Genomic DNA, 14848 nt, shown 5'->3' with positions numbered 1-14848 from the left:
CCCGACCCCTTGCCCCAGCCCTCGACGCAATGCCTGTCACATCCCAAGTCTTCTTCCCGAGTGGTTTCTGTCGTCTCGGTCTCCCGCCTCAGGCCTCACTGTCATCAAGCAAGGATATCTGCCGCCGATCGATTACGCCGGGGTTTTCCCGCTCCAGCCGCTCGATTTCCTCGCGGAAGGCCTGGACATCCTCGAAACGGCGGTAGACCGAGGCAAAACGGACGTAAGCCACCTGATCAAGTCGCGACAGCTCAGCCGCGACCCAATCGCCAATGCGCTCACTGGAAATCTCGGCCTCCTCCAGCGTCCGGACCTCGCGCAGCAGCTTGCGAATGGCGCGCTCGACCTCCTGGGTCTCGACCGGGCGCTTCTCCAGCGCCTTGAGCATGCCGCCACGGAGCTTGTCCTCGTCGAAAGCCTCGCGCGAGCCGTCGGACTTGATCACGTTGGGCGCTTTCAGCGCCGGGGTTTCAAAGGTGTTGAAACGGGCGCCGCAGGCCGCGCATTCGCGACGACGCCGGACCTGAAACCCGTCCGTGGCCAGCCGCGAATCGACCACGCGGGTGTCGGTGTGATTGCAGAAGGGGCACCACATGGCTGGTTACGGGTGACAGGTGACGGGTGACAGGTGACGGGGAAACATGGGTAGGGTCATTCCTGGATCCTTTTGTTGGTGTGCTTTATCAAACCACCGATCAACCCGAACAAGCGCCCCACCAAGCCTTCGACGCTTTCATAGTCGTCAATGTAACCGAGCCGTTTGGCGATATGTAGCTGAGTTTCCAGTTCACTCAATGACCCCCGGGCAATTCCCAGAAATCTGACAAACTCCCTATCTCCAATCCTGCCAGCGCCCTCCGCGATGTTGGATGGCACACTGACTGCAGCCCGTCGAATTTGAGCCGTCAATCCAAATCGTTCCTGCTCTGGGAAACGCATTGTCAGTCGATAGATCGATTCGACCAGGTCAACTGCCACCTTCCAAGCCACCAGGTCACGATGTGATCGCTCTGTCCCCACCTCACCTGTCACCTGTCACCTGTCACCTGTCACCTGTCACCCGTCACCCGTACACCGGATACCGCCGACAAAGCTCAAGTGCGGCTTCCTTCGTTCTGGTCTCGACGCCTTCGTCGCCCATGTTGTCGAGCACATCGCAGATCAGGCCGGCCAGTTGGCGGCAGTCGTCGGCGTCGAAGCCGCGGGTGGTCACCGCCGGGGTACCGATGCGCAGGCCAGAGGTAACGAAGGGTGAGCGCGGTTCACCCGGTACGGTGTTCTTGTTGAGCGTGATGTTGGCCCGGCCCAGGGCGGCTTCGGCGTCCTTGCCGGTGATGTCCTTGTCGATCAGGTCGACCAGGAAAAGGTGGTTGTCGGTACCGCCTGAAACAACCTTGTAACCGCGCTCGACGATGACCTTGGCCATGGTGCGCGCGTTGTCGACCACGCGCTGCTGGTAATCCTTGAACTCTGGCTCCAGCGCCTCCTTGAAGGCCACGGCCTTGGCCGCGATGACGTGCATCAGAGGCCCACCCTGGCAGCCGGGGAAAACCAGCGACTGGAATTTCTTGGTGATTTTCTCGTCCTCGCCGGTCGCCAGGATAATGCCGCCGCGCGGCCCTCTGAGCGACTTGTGGGTCGTTGAGGTGACCACGTGCGCATGCGGCACGGGGTTGGGATAAACACCGGCGGCAATCAGCCCGGCCACGTGCGCCATGTCGACCATGAACCAGGCGCCGACCTCGTCGGCAATCCTGCGCATTCGGGCCCAGTCAACCACGCGCGAGTAGGCCGAGAAGCCGCCAATGATCATCTTCGGCTGGTGTTCCCGGGCCAGGTCGGCCATACGGTCGTAGTCAATCTCGCCCGTCTCGCGGTTCAATCCGTAGTGAACGGCGTGAAACACCTTGCCGGAGAAGTTGACCGGAGATCCATGGGTCAAGTGCCCGCCTTCGGACAGGTCCATGCCAAGAATGGTGTCACCGGGCTCGAGCAACGCCAGGTACACGGCCTGGTTGGCCTGGGAACCGGAGTGGGGCTGCACGTTGGCATATCCGGCGCCGAACAGCTCCTTGACCCGCGCGATAGCCAACTCTTCGGCCCTGTCGACATGCTCGCAGCCGCCGTAATAGCGCTTGCCCGGATAACCCTCGGCATACTTGTTGGTCAACACCGAGCCTTGCGCCTCCATTACCCGCGGACTGGCGTAGTTCTCCGAAGCAATCAGCTCGATATGCTCTTCCTGACGTTGCTCCTCGGCGGCAATCGCGCCGGCCAGTTCGGGGTCAAATCCGGAGATCTTGTAGCTGCTGTCAAACATGGAACGAATTCTCGGTCAGTAGGAATGTCAAGGGCCTGATTCTAGCACCAAGCCTGGCCCGACTTTGTATCCGACAACCGCTGATTCAGCCCCTTTCCTGCTGCTCGCCGTCCGGACTGACCCAGGGGAAACGTCCTTCGATTTCCAGGTGCAGGGCAAAGACCAGCAGTGTGCGAATCAGGATGATCAAACCGAGCATGAGCACACTTTCCATGGTGTAATCCACGGCCACGGTCTTGATGATGTCGGCAGCCACCAGAAACTCCAGCCCGAGAATGAGCCCCCGGACACTGCGGCGTCGATACTCGACATAGGCCTGGTGGGTGGACTGTGTGCGCATGTTGATCAGGAAGATCCAGGTGGCATGGAGAAAGCCGCCCAGAATGACCACGATGCCCACGGCCTCAAGAAAATGAACCAGGAAACTGACGGTATCGAAAAACAGTTCCAGCATGAGACTTTCTCCCCGCGTTTCAACCCTCCCGGTGCCCTGCCTGGGTCACCGCCGGCTGACGATTGACCCGATCGAGATCACCGGCAATATTCGGAAGTGACAACAGCCGCCGGTCCATCACCCGAAACCATAGTGACGGGATGTAGGCCAGAAGAAACATGCCGAAGTAGCCGGTCGGCAGGCGTGGCACATCATCGAAATGCCTGAGTGACTGGTACCGTCGCAGCGGGTTGGCGTGATGATCAGAATGACGCTGCAGATGAAACAGCAGCAGGTTGGAAAAGACGTGATTGCTGTTCCAGGAATGATGCGGCTGGCAACGTTCATAGCGACCGTTTTCGTCCTTGAGCCGCAACAGCCCGTAGTGCTCGACATAGTTTGCACTGGTGAGCTGAAACCAGGCCACCAGGTTGTGAACAAGCAGAAACGGCAGCAGGGACAGACCAAAGACCAGCAGCAATCCCCCCTGCAGGAAAAGCGTGATCAGCCAGGACTGCACAATGGTGTTGCGCAGGCTCCAGGGACCATGGCCGCGTCGCTCCAGTCTCTGCCTCTCGATTCGCCATGCCCGAAGCACACCACCCGGCATCTCGCGCAACGCAAAGCGATAGATGGATTCTCCCATGCGTGCACTGGCGCAGTCTTCCGGCGTGGCCACATGCTTGTGATGACCGAAATTGTGCTCGACGGTGAAATGGCCGTAGGCTGGAACGGCCAGGGCAATGCGACTGAGCCACTGATCCAGACGCTCGCGCTTGTGGCCCATCTCATGTGCCGTATTGACCGCCACGCCCGAGAACAGACCGGCCACCAATGCCAGGGCCAGCCAGCCGGGTAGCGACAGATCCTGGGTCGCCACCCACCAGGCGGTCACCAGCAGGGCCAGCACGTGCAATGGCACAGTCAGCCAGGTCAGCACCCGGTAGTAGTGGTCATTCTCGAGTTCGGGAACCGTCAGCTCGGGAGGATTGCTGCGATCCTCACCCAGCATCCAGTCCAGCAGCGGACCCGCACCGTAGCTGAACACGAGTGGGAACAGCAAGCCCCATTCGCTGGCGGTTGCATAATGCATCCAGACGGCAAACGCCGGCATCAGCGGAAAGACCACCGACAGGAGCCACAGGACGCGCTTCCGGTCCCGATAGGTCGACGGGCGCCCATCAGGGGCAGTGTAATGATAGGTTCGGGTCAGCAAGTGGCACCTCCTTGGGCGACACGCCCGATCAGTATAGGTGATGCGCTTGCGGATGTGGACCGATGGGTCGCCACTGCCATGAATCCGCCGGCAAGGCACGCAGCCGTCTGACTGCATTTTGCGGTAGGATGCCAGCAAACCCTCTCTGGCAGAAGGACGAACGTGCGCTCACTTCCCAACTCTCCCTTCAAGGCCTACGACATCCGGGGCCGGGTGCCCGATCAGCTCGATGAAACCCTGGCACGTCGCATCGGCATGGCCTACGCTCAAGTGGTCGATCCAAAGGGTCCGGTGGCCATCGGTCATGACATGAGGCCTTCGAGCAAACCGCTGGCCACGGCCCTGGCCGCCGGCCTCAATGCTGCCGGCATCGACAGTTGCGACATCGGCCTGTGCGGCACGGAGGTGGTCTACCACGCCGCATCCCAACCGGGCATGGGCGGTGGCATCATGGTGACTGCCAGCCACAATCCGGCCGACTACAATGGCATGAAGATGGTGCGCGAACAAGCCATCCCCCTGAGCGCCGATTCCGGCTTGAGGGAGATCGAAGACCTGCTGGCCAGCGACACTGAACAACAGCCCTCGGCGTCTGCCGGACAGCATCGGCGAATTGACGTCTTCGATGACTACGTGCATCGGGTACGCTCTTTTGTCGATCTCGAGCAACTCAAGCCCATGAAGCTGGTGGTCAACGCCGGCAATGGCTGCGCCGGACCGGCCTTTGACGCCATAGCACGCGGCCTGCCGATCGAAGTGGTCCGTCTGCACCATGACCCGGACGGCAGCTTTCCCAATGGTGTTCCGAACCCGTTGCTGTCGGAGAACCGCGCCGTGACGGCGGAGGCCGTCGTCGAAGCCGGTGCGGATTTCGGCATTGCCTGGGATGGCGATTACGACCGCTGTTTCTTCTTCGATCACCAGGGCCGTTTCATTGAAGGCTATTACCTGGTCGGATTGTTTGCCCGCCAGTTGCTCGAGAAGCAACCAGGCGAGAAGATCATTCTCGACCCGCGCCTGACCTGGAACACGCTGGAAGAAGTGCGTTCTGCTGGAGGCCAACCACTGATCAACAAGAGCGGGCACGCCTTCATCAAGGAGCGCATGCGCGCCGAAGACGCCCTGTATGGTGGCGAGATGTCGGCACACCACTACTTTCGGGACTTCGCCTACTGCGACAGCGGCATGATCCCGTGGCTGCTGCTGGCAGAAAGGCTGAGCATCAGCGGGAAGTCGCTGGCCGAGCTGGTCGACGAACGCCTGGCTGCCTATCCCTGCAGCGGTGAGATCAACTTCACTGTGGAGGATGCCGAAACCGTCATCGCGCGCGTACTCGAGCACTTCGCTTCGGACCACCCGGAGATCGACCGCATCGATGGCATCAGCCTGGCGTTTTCCGACTGGCGCTTCAACCTGCGTTCATCGAATACCGAACCGGTTGTGCGTCTGAACGTGGAAACCCGGGCTGATGAAGGCCTGCTGGCGCGAAAGACCCGGGAGCTCACGGAACTGATCACTGGCCGGGATCATTCATGACCGGGCTAGCCCGGCACGGTAGTCTGTTGCTGACCGGCGAGCCAGGAAGTAATTTCTGACGCCGACAGGGGTGGGCTGAACAGGTAACCCTGGTAGCAATCGCAGCCCAGCCGGCGGAGGATTTCGAGCTGTGATGCATCCCCGACACCTTCTGCCACCACGTTGAGATGCAGGCAGTGGGCCATGCTGATGATGGCCGATACCAGGTCGCGATCTGCTGCTTTTTCGACCAGCTCGGTGATGAAACTCTGATCGATCTTGAGTGTGTCGACGTCGAATCGGCGCAGGTAGGACAGCGAGGAATAGCCGGTACCGAAATCGTCCAGCGACACATGCACGCCCAGCTCACGCAACTGACCCAGCAGATTCTGCCCGGTTTCGATCTGCTCCATCAGCATGCTTTCGGTCAACTCCAGGTGCAGCATGGCAGGTGCCAAGCCGGACTGCTCAAGTGCATGCTCGACATCGGCTAACAGACCGCCGGTCCGGAACTGCTGAGCCGAGAGGTTCACCGCGACTGGCAGGGGACGTCCAATCAGCTCCGGCCAGCGTGCCGCCTGTTGGCAGGCCGATTCAAGCGCCCAGCGCCCCAGCGGCACCACCAACCCGGTCTCCTCTGCCGCGGCAATGAAGTGTTCCGGCGCCAGCAGATTGCCATCGGCCTGTTGCCAGCGCAGCAATGCTTCGGTTGCGCAGGGCCGGGGCGTCCCGGGACCGGCCATGATCGGCATGAAGTGCAGGGTGAACTCCTCACGCTCTAGCGCGCGACGGAGCCGGGCATCAAGCTGGAGGCGCTGGCTGGCCCGGCGCACCATCTGGGCCGAGAAGTAGTGCCAGGCGTTGCGCCCGGCCTTTTTGGCCTCGAACATCGCTGCATTGGCATACTGCAGCATTTCCATCGCCGACCCGGCATCGTCTGGATACATGGCAATGCCGATGCTGGCCCTGACATACACCTCGCGCTGATTGGGCAGCACGAACGGCTCGGCGACAGCCTTAAGTGTGGATTGTGCACAGCGTTCGATCTGCTGCTCACCGCTGATGTCTTTCAACACGATCAGGAACTCATCGCCCCCAAGATGGGCCAGCAGCGCGCCCTCGGGCAGCCGGGACTGAAGACGCCGGGCCACCAGCACCAGGAGGTCATCCCCTACTGGATGCCCGAAACTGTCGTTGACATTGCGGAAGTGATCCAGGTCGACATACAACGCGGCCATTTTCTGTTGCGGCGAGTCGGCCAGCTGCCGACGAAGCAGATCACTGATCTGAAGGCGTGACGGCAGCCCGGTCAGGGCATCATGGTAGGCAAGGTCCTCCAGCCGCTTCTGCGCCTCCTTGAGACGGGTGATGTCAGTAAAGATCCAGGCATACCGATCCTGGCCGTCACGGCCCGCACCCAGATGAGTCACGGTGACCTGGTGGGGCTGCTCGCTACCATCGGGGCCCAGATTCCAGATCTCGCCGGTCCAGTAGCCTCTTTCATGGATGTGATGGCGGATGTGGAAGAAAAAGTCGGTATCGTGCCGGGACGAGTGCAGGGTGGCCAGATCAACGCCCTCCAGCAGCACCTCCGGGCGGCCCACCATGCGCACAAAAGCCGGGTTGACCTCGGTAATCCGGTTGCGGTGATCGGTAATGATCACTCCCTCATGGGTGCGCTCGAAGACGATGGCCGTTTGCCGCAAGCGGCGTATCAGACTGTGCTGTTCGGCCAGCACCCGCCAGCTCAGCCAGAAGACCAGTACCGCGCTGGCCAGAACGAACAGCCACCACTTGTAGGCCTGAAAGGCTGCCAGAACGGCCATGTCATCGGTCATCCGCTCGACCAGGCCATCACTGAACAGGATCCACAACGCACCCGCGGCCGCATAGACCAGAGCAACCATGAGCGCGTAGCTTCCCCTTAATTTCATCGGCATCTCCGACGACGGGCCGGCTCGATGTTTTCGGCATAGAGCCGGCAATGATTTGCTGGTTGCATTCACTATACTACGCCGAGGCAATCGTTGTATCGTGTACCCACTGCCAACCCTGCACATTTCGAAATGACCAGCCAGAGCCTTTCCAGACCATTCATTGCCATCGCCCTGATCGCCCTGTTGGGCGCCTGTGCAACCACGCCTTCGGACGACACCCTGATTCGCGAATCCGAAGCCACCGTGGCTCGCTTTGTCGAGCGCGACCCCGGCATCCAGCGATGGGTCGACCAGGCCCATGGCTACGCGGTCTTCCCGGACATTGGCAAGGGCGGATTCGGAATCGGCGGCGCATTCGGCCGTGGCATCGTGTTTGAACAGGAACGACCGGTCGGTCGCACCACGGTATCGCAAGGTACGATCGGGGCGCAGATCGGCGCACAATCCTACAGCCAGATCATTTTCTTTCGCGACGAACGCGCCCTGCAGACCTTCCAGCGCGAGAACTTCGAGTTTTCCGCCCAGGCCACGGCCGTGGCAGCCACCACGGGCGCCGCGGCAACCACCAGTTATGAGCGCGGCGTTGCGGTGTTCATCATGTCGCGCGGCGGCCTGATGGCCGAGGCCACGGTAGGCGGCCAGAGGTTCCGCTACACGAATCTGTAAACCACCGCCAGCTCACAAACGATCGGGCGGCTACATCACAAGGCTTCCGGGGCCTTCCGGTCGGTTTCGTCAACGAACTGAAGGCGCGCCAGGCGGGCATAGAGACTGTTGTCGCGCACCAGTTCATCGTGTGACCCGTCAGCCACCAGGCGACCCTGCTCCAGCACCAGTATGCGATCGGCACGTCGGACCGTGGCCAGCCGATGCGCGATCACGATAACTGTGCGATCCCGGCTGAGCTCGTTGAGCGCCTCCTGAACCAGCCGTTCGCTCTCGGCATCAAGGCTGGCGGTTGCCTCGTCGAGCAGCAGCAGCGGTGGCCGCTTGATCAGGGCACGCGCAATGGCGATTCGCTGCCGCTGCCCGCCCGACAGGCGCATGCCCTTCTCCCCCAGGAAGGTGGCGTAGCCCTCGGGCCACTGATCGATAAACTCCTCGGCATGCGCCGCCTGAGCGGCCTGGCGAACGCGATCGTGATCCGCCTCTTCCACGCCATAGGCAATATTGTCCGCGGCCGATCCCGAAAAGATGTCCACCCCCTGGGGAACCAGGCCAAGTGTGCGCCTGAGCGCCACCGGATCGAGCTCGCGGAGGTCTTCACCTGCCACTTTCACGCAACCGGAATCGGGATCGTAGAAACGCAGCAACAGCTGAAACAGGGTCGACTTGCCAGCCCCGGAGGGCCCGACAATGGCCACTGTTTCCCCGGGCTGGATGACGAAGGACAAATCACGCAATACCGGCTGATCGGGTCGTGTCGGATAGGCGAAATTGACCTGCTCGAAACACACCGAAAGGGGAGCGGCCGGTAGCGTCCGCGGCTGATCCGGGCCGGTGATGGTCGGTCGAGCCTCAAGCAGTTCTGCAATACGTTCCATGGCGCCGGCTGCACGCTGCAACTGGCTCCAGATTTCGCTCAGGCTGGCCGTGGAACCGGCTGCAATGGCGGCATACATCACGAACTGGCCGAGCTGCCCGGGGGTCATTTCACCGATCAAGACCGAGCGCGCGCCCAGCCACAACACGAAGGTGACCGCGCCAAAGGTCATGAGAATGATCAGCACGATCAGCAGTGTGCTGGCACGAATACGGTTGCGTGCGGCAAGAAAAGCCGCCTCCACCGCCTGGGAGAAGCGCCGCGATTCATGCGACTCCCGGGCAAAAGCCTGCACCGTCTGCACTGCATTGATGGATTCGTCACCCAGGGCACTGAAATCGGCCACCCGGTCCTGGGCACTTCTCGACAGGCGTCGAACCCAGCGACCAATCAGAACAACCGGCACGACGATGACCAGGATCAGCAGGCCGATGATCCCGGCGAGACTGGGCGCGGTCAGCACCAGCGCAATCGAGCTGGCCACCAGCATCAGCAAGTTACGTATTCCGAACGACACGGTGGAGCCGATCAGTGTTTCGACCAGCGTCGTGTCCGTGTTGAGACGTGACAGCACTTCGCCGGTGCGGGTCGTGGCGAAGAACTCAGGGCTCATGTTCAGCACCCGCCTGTAGACCGCCTGCCGGACGTCGGCGACCACACGCTGCCCCAGCCAGCTGACCCAGTAGAAGCGCAAGCCACCGCCCACGGCCATGACCGAGGCCGCCGCGAACAGCAACCAGAACCAGCGATTGATATGCTGAAGATTGTCGGCCATGAAGCCGCGATCGATGACCTGGCCCACAGCCAGCGGAATGGCCAGTGCACCGGCAGCAGATACCAGCAGGAAGAGCGCGGCCAGGGCGATCTGAATGCGGTAACGGGCCACAAACGGCCGCAGGGCACGCAGCGAACCGAACCGTCGGCTGGCCGGCCTGGTGGAGGCATCAGGGGAATTCATGGCCGATACTATACTGTAAGCCGAAGTTCAGGGGGCATGGCCGACGACGTGCAATCTGGCCACGCTGTCATTGTCTGCCAGCTCATATCTTCAGTGAGAGTCCCCGCTGCCCTGCTGCCCATCGCCGTCTGATTCGGCGCTTGCCGAGCGCCACTGTCCCGACAGCGCGATCTCCTGCCCTTCACCCTCCGGCACCAGGTGCCCGACCAGCTCGCCCTCATCGAGCTGAAGCGATACCAGTCCGGTCAACTCGCCAGCGGCAGACCTCAGCTCTAGCTCCGGAACATCGAGTCGGCCAGGCGATTTCAAGAATGTCCCGGCCATTCTCTCGAACTCGAACTCCTCCCCGTCGTCGAGCACCCAGCGACCTTCCCAGAACTCGAACCGCCCCTCTCCACTCGACACCGGAGTCAATCGCGCGGGGCGCTCCAGGGCCCTCCATTCGATCTGTCCGCTTCCGCTGACCAGCCCGGGAAGTCCAAGCGCAGGGAGACTTTCAGCCAGATCATCGGCCACCAGGCTCAAGTCCAGCCGACCAGCAGCGGGGTCTGCCATGAGATCCCACCGGCCGTTGCCGGCAAGTACTCCGCCAGGCAGTAATGCCGCCAACTGACTCAGTTCGGCAACACCATCCTCGACCCCCAGTTCCAGCAGCACCTCGCTGGCCGAGAGCCCTCCGACTTCCAAGTGTTCGACGTTCAGGGCCAGCTCAAGGTCCATGCCACGCAGCAGCGGCACGAGTTGATCGCTGACTGGCGGAATCCCAAGTGGATCGGCTGGCATGCTCAGCATCTCGGATTCACCCTGCACTCGCATCTGGCCCCGTTCCCCGCCCATGTATGAAGCCTGGAGACCCAGCGCCTGTTCGGAGAGTTCCAGGCGGCCATCATCGAGTTGCCAGCCAAAAGCCGGGCGTGAATCAACCGACATCTGTCCAAGCAACACCAGGGGTTCGCCACTATCGGCCAATGCCCCCCTGAGGCGCATGTTGCCCAATCGTATGGGTTGCTCCCGCGAGGAGGGAACGTGCAGCAGACCATCGACGATCATGCTGGAAAACAACGCGGGATCGCCGACATTGCCCTCAAAGTGGAATTCGACGGTTCGGTCCAGCGCGAAGTCCTGAACCACCACGTTCTCAATCTGGAGGTGCCCGGAAGGCCCCAGCCCGAAACCGCTGACGTCCACCCGCACATCCTCCAGCCGCATGCGGGGCATCGCGGCGCCGGCCGGTATGCCATTGGGACTGGCTGCCGCACCGTTGTCCGCAGACTCCGCCCGACCCAGCAGACCGTCGAACGTGGCTCGGCCACGTTCATCACGATACAGATTGACCGCCGCTCCTGTTACGCTGACTTCGGACGGTTGCACCTGGCCACGCAGCAACGGCCACATCCGCACGGCTACCGACATCTGCTCGGCATTCATCAACGCCGGCCCGTCCTGACCCGGTGGACCGGACACGATCACGTCCCGAGCATCAATGCGAATGCCCGGAAACAGCTGCAGGGATACGGAGCCGCGAATCTCGACGTGCCGTCCGGACTGCTCACTGAAATGACTGGAAAGCAGGCGCTGCAGCCGTGCCTCGTCCAGGTATAGAACGGCCGTGCCCCACAGGCCCATGACAATGATCAGACTGCCTGCCAGAAAAATCAGGGTTCGGCGCATGAACAACTCCAACCGGACAACTGCCCCATTCTAGCGCACAGACCCGCACCTGACCCGCTCACGCCGCCGTAAAAAAGCCCGGCGCGATGGCCGGGCTTCCTGAACCTCCGGTCAAAACCGGAAAATCAATCGGCGGCTTCGGCCGACGGCGCATCAGGCCGGTCAACCAGCTCGACATACGCCATGGGGGCTTTGTCTCCGGGGCGGAAGCCACACTTGAGAATACGCAGATAGCCACCCGGGCGCTCACGGTAGCGCGGACCAAGCTCGCCGAACAGCTTGCCAACCGCTTCCCGATCACGCAGACGATTGAAGGCCTGCCGACGCGCGGACACACTGTCTTCCTTGGCCAGGGTGATCAGCGGCTCGGCGACCCGACGCAGTTCCTTGGCCTTGGGCAAGGTGGTCTTGATCAGCTCATGCTCGATCAGGCTGGCAGTCATGTTGCGAAACATCGCACGACGGTGCGACGAATTCCGGTTCAGTTTGCGACCTGCTTTACGATGACGCATTGCGATTTACTCCTCAGTGCTCGGCACGCGCCAACGAGGGCGGCGGCCAGTTTTCCAGTCGGGTACCCAGCGACAAATCGTGGGTCGCCAGCACTGTCTTGATCTCAGTCAGCGACTTCTTGCCCAGGTTCGGGGTCTTGAGCAACTCCGTCTCCGTGCGTTGAACCAGGTCGCCAACATACTGAATATGCTCGGCCTTCAGACAGTTGGCCGAACGAACGGTCAACTCCAGGTCGTCGATTGGCCGCAGCAGAATCGGATCGAAGGTTTCTGCCGAATCCTCGTCCTCGTCCTTTTCGCGAGCAACAAACTCGACGAAAACCGACATCTGATCAACCAGGATGCCGGCGGCCAGCTTGACTGCGTCCTCGCAAGACATCGTGCCGTTGGTCTCGATATCGAGCACCAGCTTGTCGAGGTCGGTGCGCTGACCCACACGAGCACTCTCGACGCTGTAGGCAACGCGGTGCACCGGGCAATAGGATGCATCAAGCTGCAGACGGCCAATGGTGCGTGTTTCTTCCTCGTTGAACTTCAGCGCCGCTGCCGGCTGGTATCCCACGCCACGAGTGACCTTGAGCTGCATCCGCAGATCGGTGTCCTTGGTCAGATTGCAAATGACCAGTTCGGGATTCACGATCTCGATATCATGATCAAGCTGGATATCGCCCGCGGTGACCGGCCCCTTCTTGTTCTGACTCAGCGTCAGCGTGGCCTCTTCGCGATTGTGCATGCGAACCGCTACTTCCTTGAGGTTCAGCAGCACCTCGACGATGTCTTCCTGCAGACCTTCGACCGCGGTGTACTCGTGCAGCACACCGTCGATCTCGGCCTCACTGATCGCGCTGCCGGGAATCGAGGACAGCAGGATGCGTCGCAGGGCATTGCCGAGCGTGTGCCCGAAGCCGCGCTCCAGCGGCTCCAGCGTGATGCGAGCACGGCGCGAGGAAATCTCATCGACGATGAGACCCTTGGGCCTGAGCATCTTGCCGACGAGTTCAGTTATCTGGCCTGACATGGATGAATGCCTCTCCAAAATTCGGATTGAACAATGACTGCCTGCACAACAGGACAGATTACTTCGAATACAGCTCGACGATCAGGCTCTCGTTGATGTCCGGCGGCAGATCATCCCGATCGGGTGCGGCCTTGAAGACACCTTCCATCTTGTCGAAGTCCACATCGACCCAGGCAGGCACGAGGTCAAGCTCGCGTGCCACGGTAATGGCTTCCTGAATTCGCAACTGCTTGCGCGCCTTCTCCCGGATGGACACCCGATCTTCCGGACGCACCTGGTAGGAAGGGATATTGACGACCTTGCCGTTGATTTCCACGGCCTTGTGGCTGACCAGTTGGCGAGCCTGGGCGCGGGTCACGGCAAATCCCATACGATAGACGACATTGTCGAGCCTGCCTTCCAGCAACTGCAGCAACACCTCGCCGGTCGCACCCTTCTGCCGGGCTGCTTCCTTGTAATAGTTGCGGAACTGGCGCTCAAGCACGCCGTACATCCGCCTGACCTTCTGCTTCTCTCGAAGCTGCAAGGCGTAATCCGACAAGCGCTGGCGACGGCTGTCACCATGCTGACCCGGCGGCTGGTTGAGCTTGCACTTCGACTCCAGGCCCCTCGCCGGGCTTTTGAGATTGAGATCCACACCCTCGCGGCGGGCGAGTTTGCAGGTCGGTCCGGTATATCTAGCCATAATCTGTTAAATCCGCTCTTGTGCCTTACACGCGACGTTTCTTGGGAGGACGGCAGCCGTTATGCGGAATCGGCGTCACGTCGATGATATTCGTGATCTTGAAACCGACCGCATTGAGTGACCGTACGGACGATTCACGACCCGGCCCCGGACCGTTCACCCGAACTTCCAGGTTCTTCATGCCCACTTCCTGGGCGGCCCGTCCAGCACTGTCTGCCGCCACCTGGGCGGCAAACGGGGTCGACTTGCGCGAACCGCGGAAGCCTGAACCGCCCGAGGTCGCCCACGACACGGTATTGCCCTGCCGGTCGGTTATGGTGATGATGGTGTTGTTGAACGAGGCATGCACGTGAGCGATGCCATCGACAACGGTCTTCTTGATCTTCTTCTTTCCCTTGGAGCTTTGCTGCTTGGCCATGGTGTTCTACCTCAACGAATCGGACGACGCGGACCCTTGCGGGTGCGAGCATTGGTGCGCGTGCGCTGACCGCGAACGGGCAGACCACGACGATGGCGCAGGCCGCGATAGCAGCCCAGATCCATGAGTCGCTTGATGCTCATCGACACCTCGCGGCGCAGATCGCCCTCGACATCGTACTTGCCGACTTCCTGGCGCAGCTTTTCCTGCTCGGCTTCGGTCAGGTCGCGCACCTTGGTGTCCGGGGCGACCCCGGTTGCCTCGCAAATCTGGTAGGCGCGCGTGCGCCCGATACCGTAGATATGCGTCAGAGCGACCCAGGTGTGCTTCTGCACGGGGAGGTTGACGCCTGCAATACGTGCCATTCTTGTACTCCGTAAAACCGTATGCGTTCAGTCGGCGCAAACCGGCAATTGTACCGGGATGCGCCGATTTTCACAAGCCCCATTTTCGGGGCGACGACCGCCGGGAATCATCCCTGGCGCTGCTTGTGCTTGGGATCGCTGCAAATCACGTAGACGACGCCACGACGCCGTACCACCTTGCAGTTCCTGCAGATTTTCTTGACCGATGCCTGAACCTTCATCTTCCTTACTCCGGATGCGCTAATGTCACGGTTCCG

At 61.3% G+C, this 14848-nt stretch carries 16 protein-coding genes; 2 read left to right on the top strand and 14 right to left on the bottom strand.

Annotated elements, in window-relative coordinates; translation table 11 throughout:
* Positions 1-88: 88 nt before the first annotated feature.
* The 5 genes from nrdR to IC757_RS04485 form a co-directional block, all read right to left on the bottom strand.
* Positions 89-595 (bottom strand): transcriptional regulator NrdR, encoded by a 507-nt coding sequence (gene nrdR, locus IC757_RS04505; RefSeq protein ID WP_190976183.1) that lies wholly within the window; start codon positions 593-595, stop codon positions 89-91.
* 56 nt (positions 596-651) lie between these two features.
* Positions 652-978, bottom strand: a complete 327-nt coding sequence (locus IC757_RS04500) for a four helix bundle protein (RefSeq protein WP_411913468.1) — start codon at positions 976-978, stop codon at positions 652-654.
* Positions 979-1063: 85 nt separating this feature from the next.
* Positions 1064-2320 (bottom strand): serine hydroxymethyltransferase, encoded by a 1257-nt coding sequence (gene glyA, locus IC757_RS04495; RefSeq protein ID WP_190976182.1) that lies wholly within the window; start codon positions 2318-2320, stop codon positions 1064-1066.
* 85 nt (positions 2321-2405) lie between these two features.
* Positions 2406-2774 (bottom strand): DUF1622 domain-containing protein, encoded by a 369-nt coding sequence (locus IC757_RS04490; RefSeq protein WP_190976181.1) that lies wholly within the window; start codon positions 2772-2774, stop codon positions 2406-2408.
* Between the two features lie 19 nt (positions 2775-2793).
* Positions 2794-3969 carry an alkane 1-monooxygenase gene (locus tag IC757_RS04485; protein ID WP_223846253.1) on the bottom strand — a complete coding sequence of 392 codons (1176 nt, stop codon included), beginning with the start codon at positions 3967-3969 and terminating at the stop codon, positions 2794-2796.
* 162 nt (positions 3970-4131) lie between these two features.
* Between IC757_RS04485 and IC757_RS04480 the strand changes: the two genes are divergently transcribed.
* The gene (locus IC757_RS04480) at positions 4132-5505 is read left to right on the top strand and encodes a phosphomannomutase (protein WP_190976179.1); all 1374 of its coding nucleotides are present in this window, start codon (positions 4132-4134) and stop codon (positions 5503-5505) included.
* 5 nt (positions 5506-5510) lie between these two features.
* On the opposite strand, the gene IC757_RS04475 is transcribed toward IC757_RS04480, so the two are convergent.
* Positions 5511-7418 (bottom strand): putative bifunctional diguanylate cyclase/phosphodiesterase, encoded by a 1908-nt coding sequence (locus IC757_RS04475; RefSeq protein WP_190976178.1) that lies wholly within the window; start codon positions 7416-7418, stop codon positions 5511-5513.
* 132 nt (positions 7419-7550) lie between these two features.
* Between IC757_RS04475 and IC757_RS04470 the strand changes: the two genes are divergently transcribed.
* Positions 7551-8087, top strand: a complete 537-nt coding sequence (locus tag IC757_RS04470; protein WP_190976177.1) for a YSC84-related protein — start codon at positions 7551-7553, stop codon at positions 8085-8087.
* Between the two features lie 35 nt (positions 8088-8122).
* Here the strand turns inward: IC757_RS04470 and IC757_RS04465 are convergent, their stop codons facing one another.
* From IC757_RS04465 to rpmJ, 8 genes are all read right to left on the bottom strand, one after another.
* A complete protein-coding gene (locus tag IC757_RS04465; RefSeq protein ID WP_190976176.1) occupies positions 8123-9922 on the bottom strand; it encodes an ABC transporter transmembrane domain-containing protein in 1800 nt (599 codons plus the stop codon).
* Between the two features lie 90 nt (positions 9923-10012).
* Complete coding sequence (locus IC757_RS04460) at positions 10013-11593, bottom strand: AsmA family protein (protein ID WP_190976175.1); 1581 nt, start codon at positions 11591-11593, stop codon at positions 10013-10015.
* A 125-nt stretch (positions 11594-11718) separates the two neighbouring features.
* Complete coding sequence (gene rplQ, locus IC757_RS04455) at positions 11719-12105, bottom strand: 50S ribosomal protein L17 (protein ID WP_190976174.1); 387 nt, start codon at positions 12103-12105, stop codon at positions 11719-11721.
* A 13-nt stretch (positions 12106-12118) separates the two neighbouring features.
* A complete protein-coding gene (locus IC757_RS04450) occupies positions 12119-13123 on the bottom strand; it encodes a DNA-directed RNA polymerase subunit alpha (RefSeq protein WP_317976966.1) in 1005 nt (334 codons plus the stop codon).
* A gap of 58 nt (positions 13124-13181) precedes the next feature.
* On the bottom strand, positions 13182-13808 hold the full coding sequence (gene rpsD, locus IC757_RS04445) for a 30S ribosomal protein S4 (RefSeq protein ID WP_190976173.1): 627 nt from the start codon (positions 13806-13808) through the stop codon (positions 13182-13184).
* 25 nt (positions 13809-13833) lie between these two features.
* Positions 13834-14226, bottom strand: a complete 393-nt coding sequence (gene rpsK / locus IC757_RS04440) for a 30S ribosomal protein S11 (RefSeq protein WP_190976172.1) — start codon at positions 14224-14226, stop codon at positions 13834-13836.
* Positions 14227-14237: 11 nt separating this feature from the next.
* Positions 14238-14591 carry a 30S ribosomal protein S13 gene (rpsM, locus tag IC757_RS04435; RefSeq protein WP_190976171.1) on the bottom strand — a complete coding sequence of 118 codons (354 nt, stop codon included), beginning with the start codon at positions 14589-14591 and terminating at the stop codon, positions 14238-14240.
* Positions 14592-14698: 107 nt separating this feature from the next.
* Positions 14699-14812 (bottom strand): 50S ribosomal protein L36, encoded by a 114-nt coding sequence (gene rpmJ, locus IC757_RS04430; protein ID WP_190976170.1) that lies wholly within the window; start codon positions 14810-14812, stop codon positions 14699-14701.
* Positions 14813-14848: the final 36 nt, after the last annotated feature.

The sequence above is a fragment of the Wenzhouxiangella sp. AB-CW3 genome (genome assembly GCF_014725735.1).
In the GTDB taxonomy this organism is placed as follows: Bacteria; Pseudomonadota; Gammaproteobacteria; order Xanthomonadales; family Wenzhouxiangellaceae; genus Wenzhouxiangella.
This window is presented reverse-complemented; position numbering and strand designations above follow the sequence as displayed.

Excerpts from the sequence above, each read along its gene's own strand:
- nrdR (WP_190976183.1), bottom strand. The coding sequence starts at position 595 with ATGTGGTGCCCCTTCTGCAATCACACCGACACCCGCGTGGTCGATTCG.
- glyA (WP_190976182.1), bottom strand. The coding sequence starts at position 2,320 with ATGTTTGACAGCAGCTACAAGATCTCCGGATTTGACCCCGAACTGGCC.
- IC757_RS04490 (WP_190976181.1), bottom strand. The coding sequence starts at position 2,774 with ATGCTGGAACTGTTTTTCGATACCGTCAGTTTCCTGGTTCATTTTCTT.
- IC757_RS04475 (WP_190976178.1), bottom strand. The coding sequence starts at position 7,418 with ATGAAATTAAGGGGAAGCTACGCGCTCATGGTTGCTCTGGTCTATGCG.
- IC757_RS04470 (WP_190976177.1), top strand. The coding sequence starts at position 7,551 with ATGACCAGCCAGAGCCTTTCCAGACCATTCATTGCCATCGCCCTGATC.
- IC757_RS04465 (WP_190976176.1), bottom strand. The coding sequence starts at position 9,922 with ATGAATTCCCCTGATGCCTCCACCAGGCCGGCCAGCCGACGGTTCGGT.
- IC757_RS04460 (WP_190976175.1), bottom strand. The coding sequence starts at position 11,593 with ATGCGCCGAACCCTGATTTTTCTGGCAGGCAGTCTGATCATTGTCATG.
- rplQ (WP_190976174.1), bottom strand. The coding sequence starts at position 12,105 with ATGCGTCATCGTAAAGCAGGTCGCAAACTGAACCGGAATTCGTCGCAC.
- IC757_RS04450 (WP_317976966.1), bottom strand. The coding sequence starts at position 13,123 with ATGTCAGGCCAGATAACTGAACTCGTCGGCAAGATGCTCAGGCCCAAG.
- rpsD (WP_190976173.1), bottom strand. The coding sequence starts at position 13,808 with ATGGCTAGATATACCGGACCGACCTGCAAACTCGCCCGCCGCGAGGGT.
- rpsK (WP_190976172.1), bottom strand. The coding sequence starts at position 14,226 with ATGGCCAAGCAGCAAAGCTCCAAGGGAAAGAAGAAGATCAAGAAGACC.
- rpsM (WP_190976171.1), bottom strand. The coding sequence starts at position 14,591 with ATGGCACGTATTGCAGGCGTCAACCTCCCCGTGCAGAAGCACACCTGG.
- rpmJ (WP_190976170.1), bottom strand. The coding sequence starts at position 14,812 with ATGAAGGTTCAGGCATCGGTCAAGAAAATCTGCAGGAACTGCAAGGTG.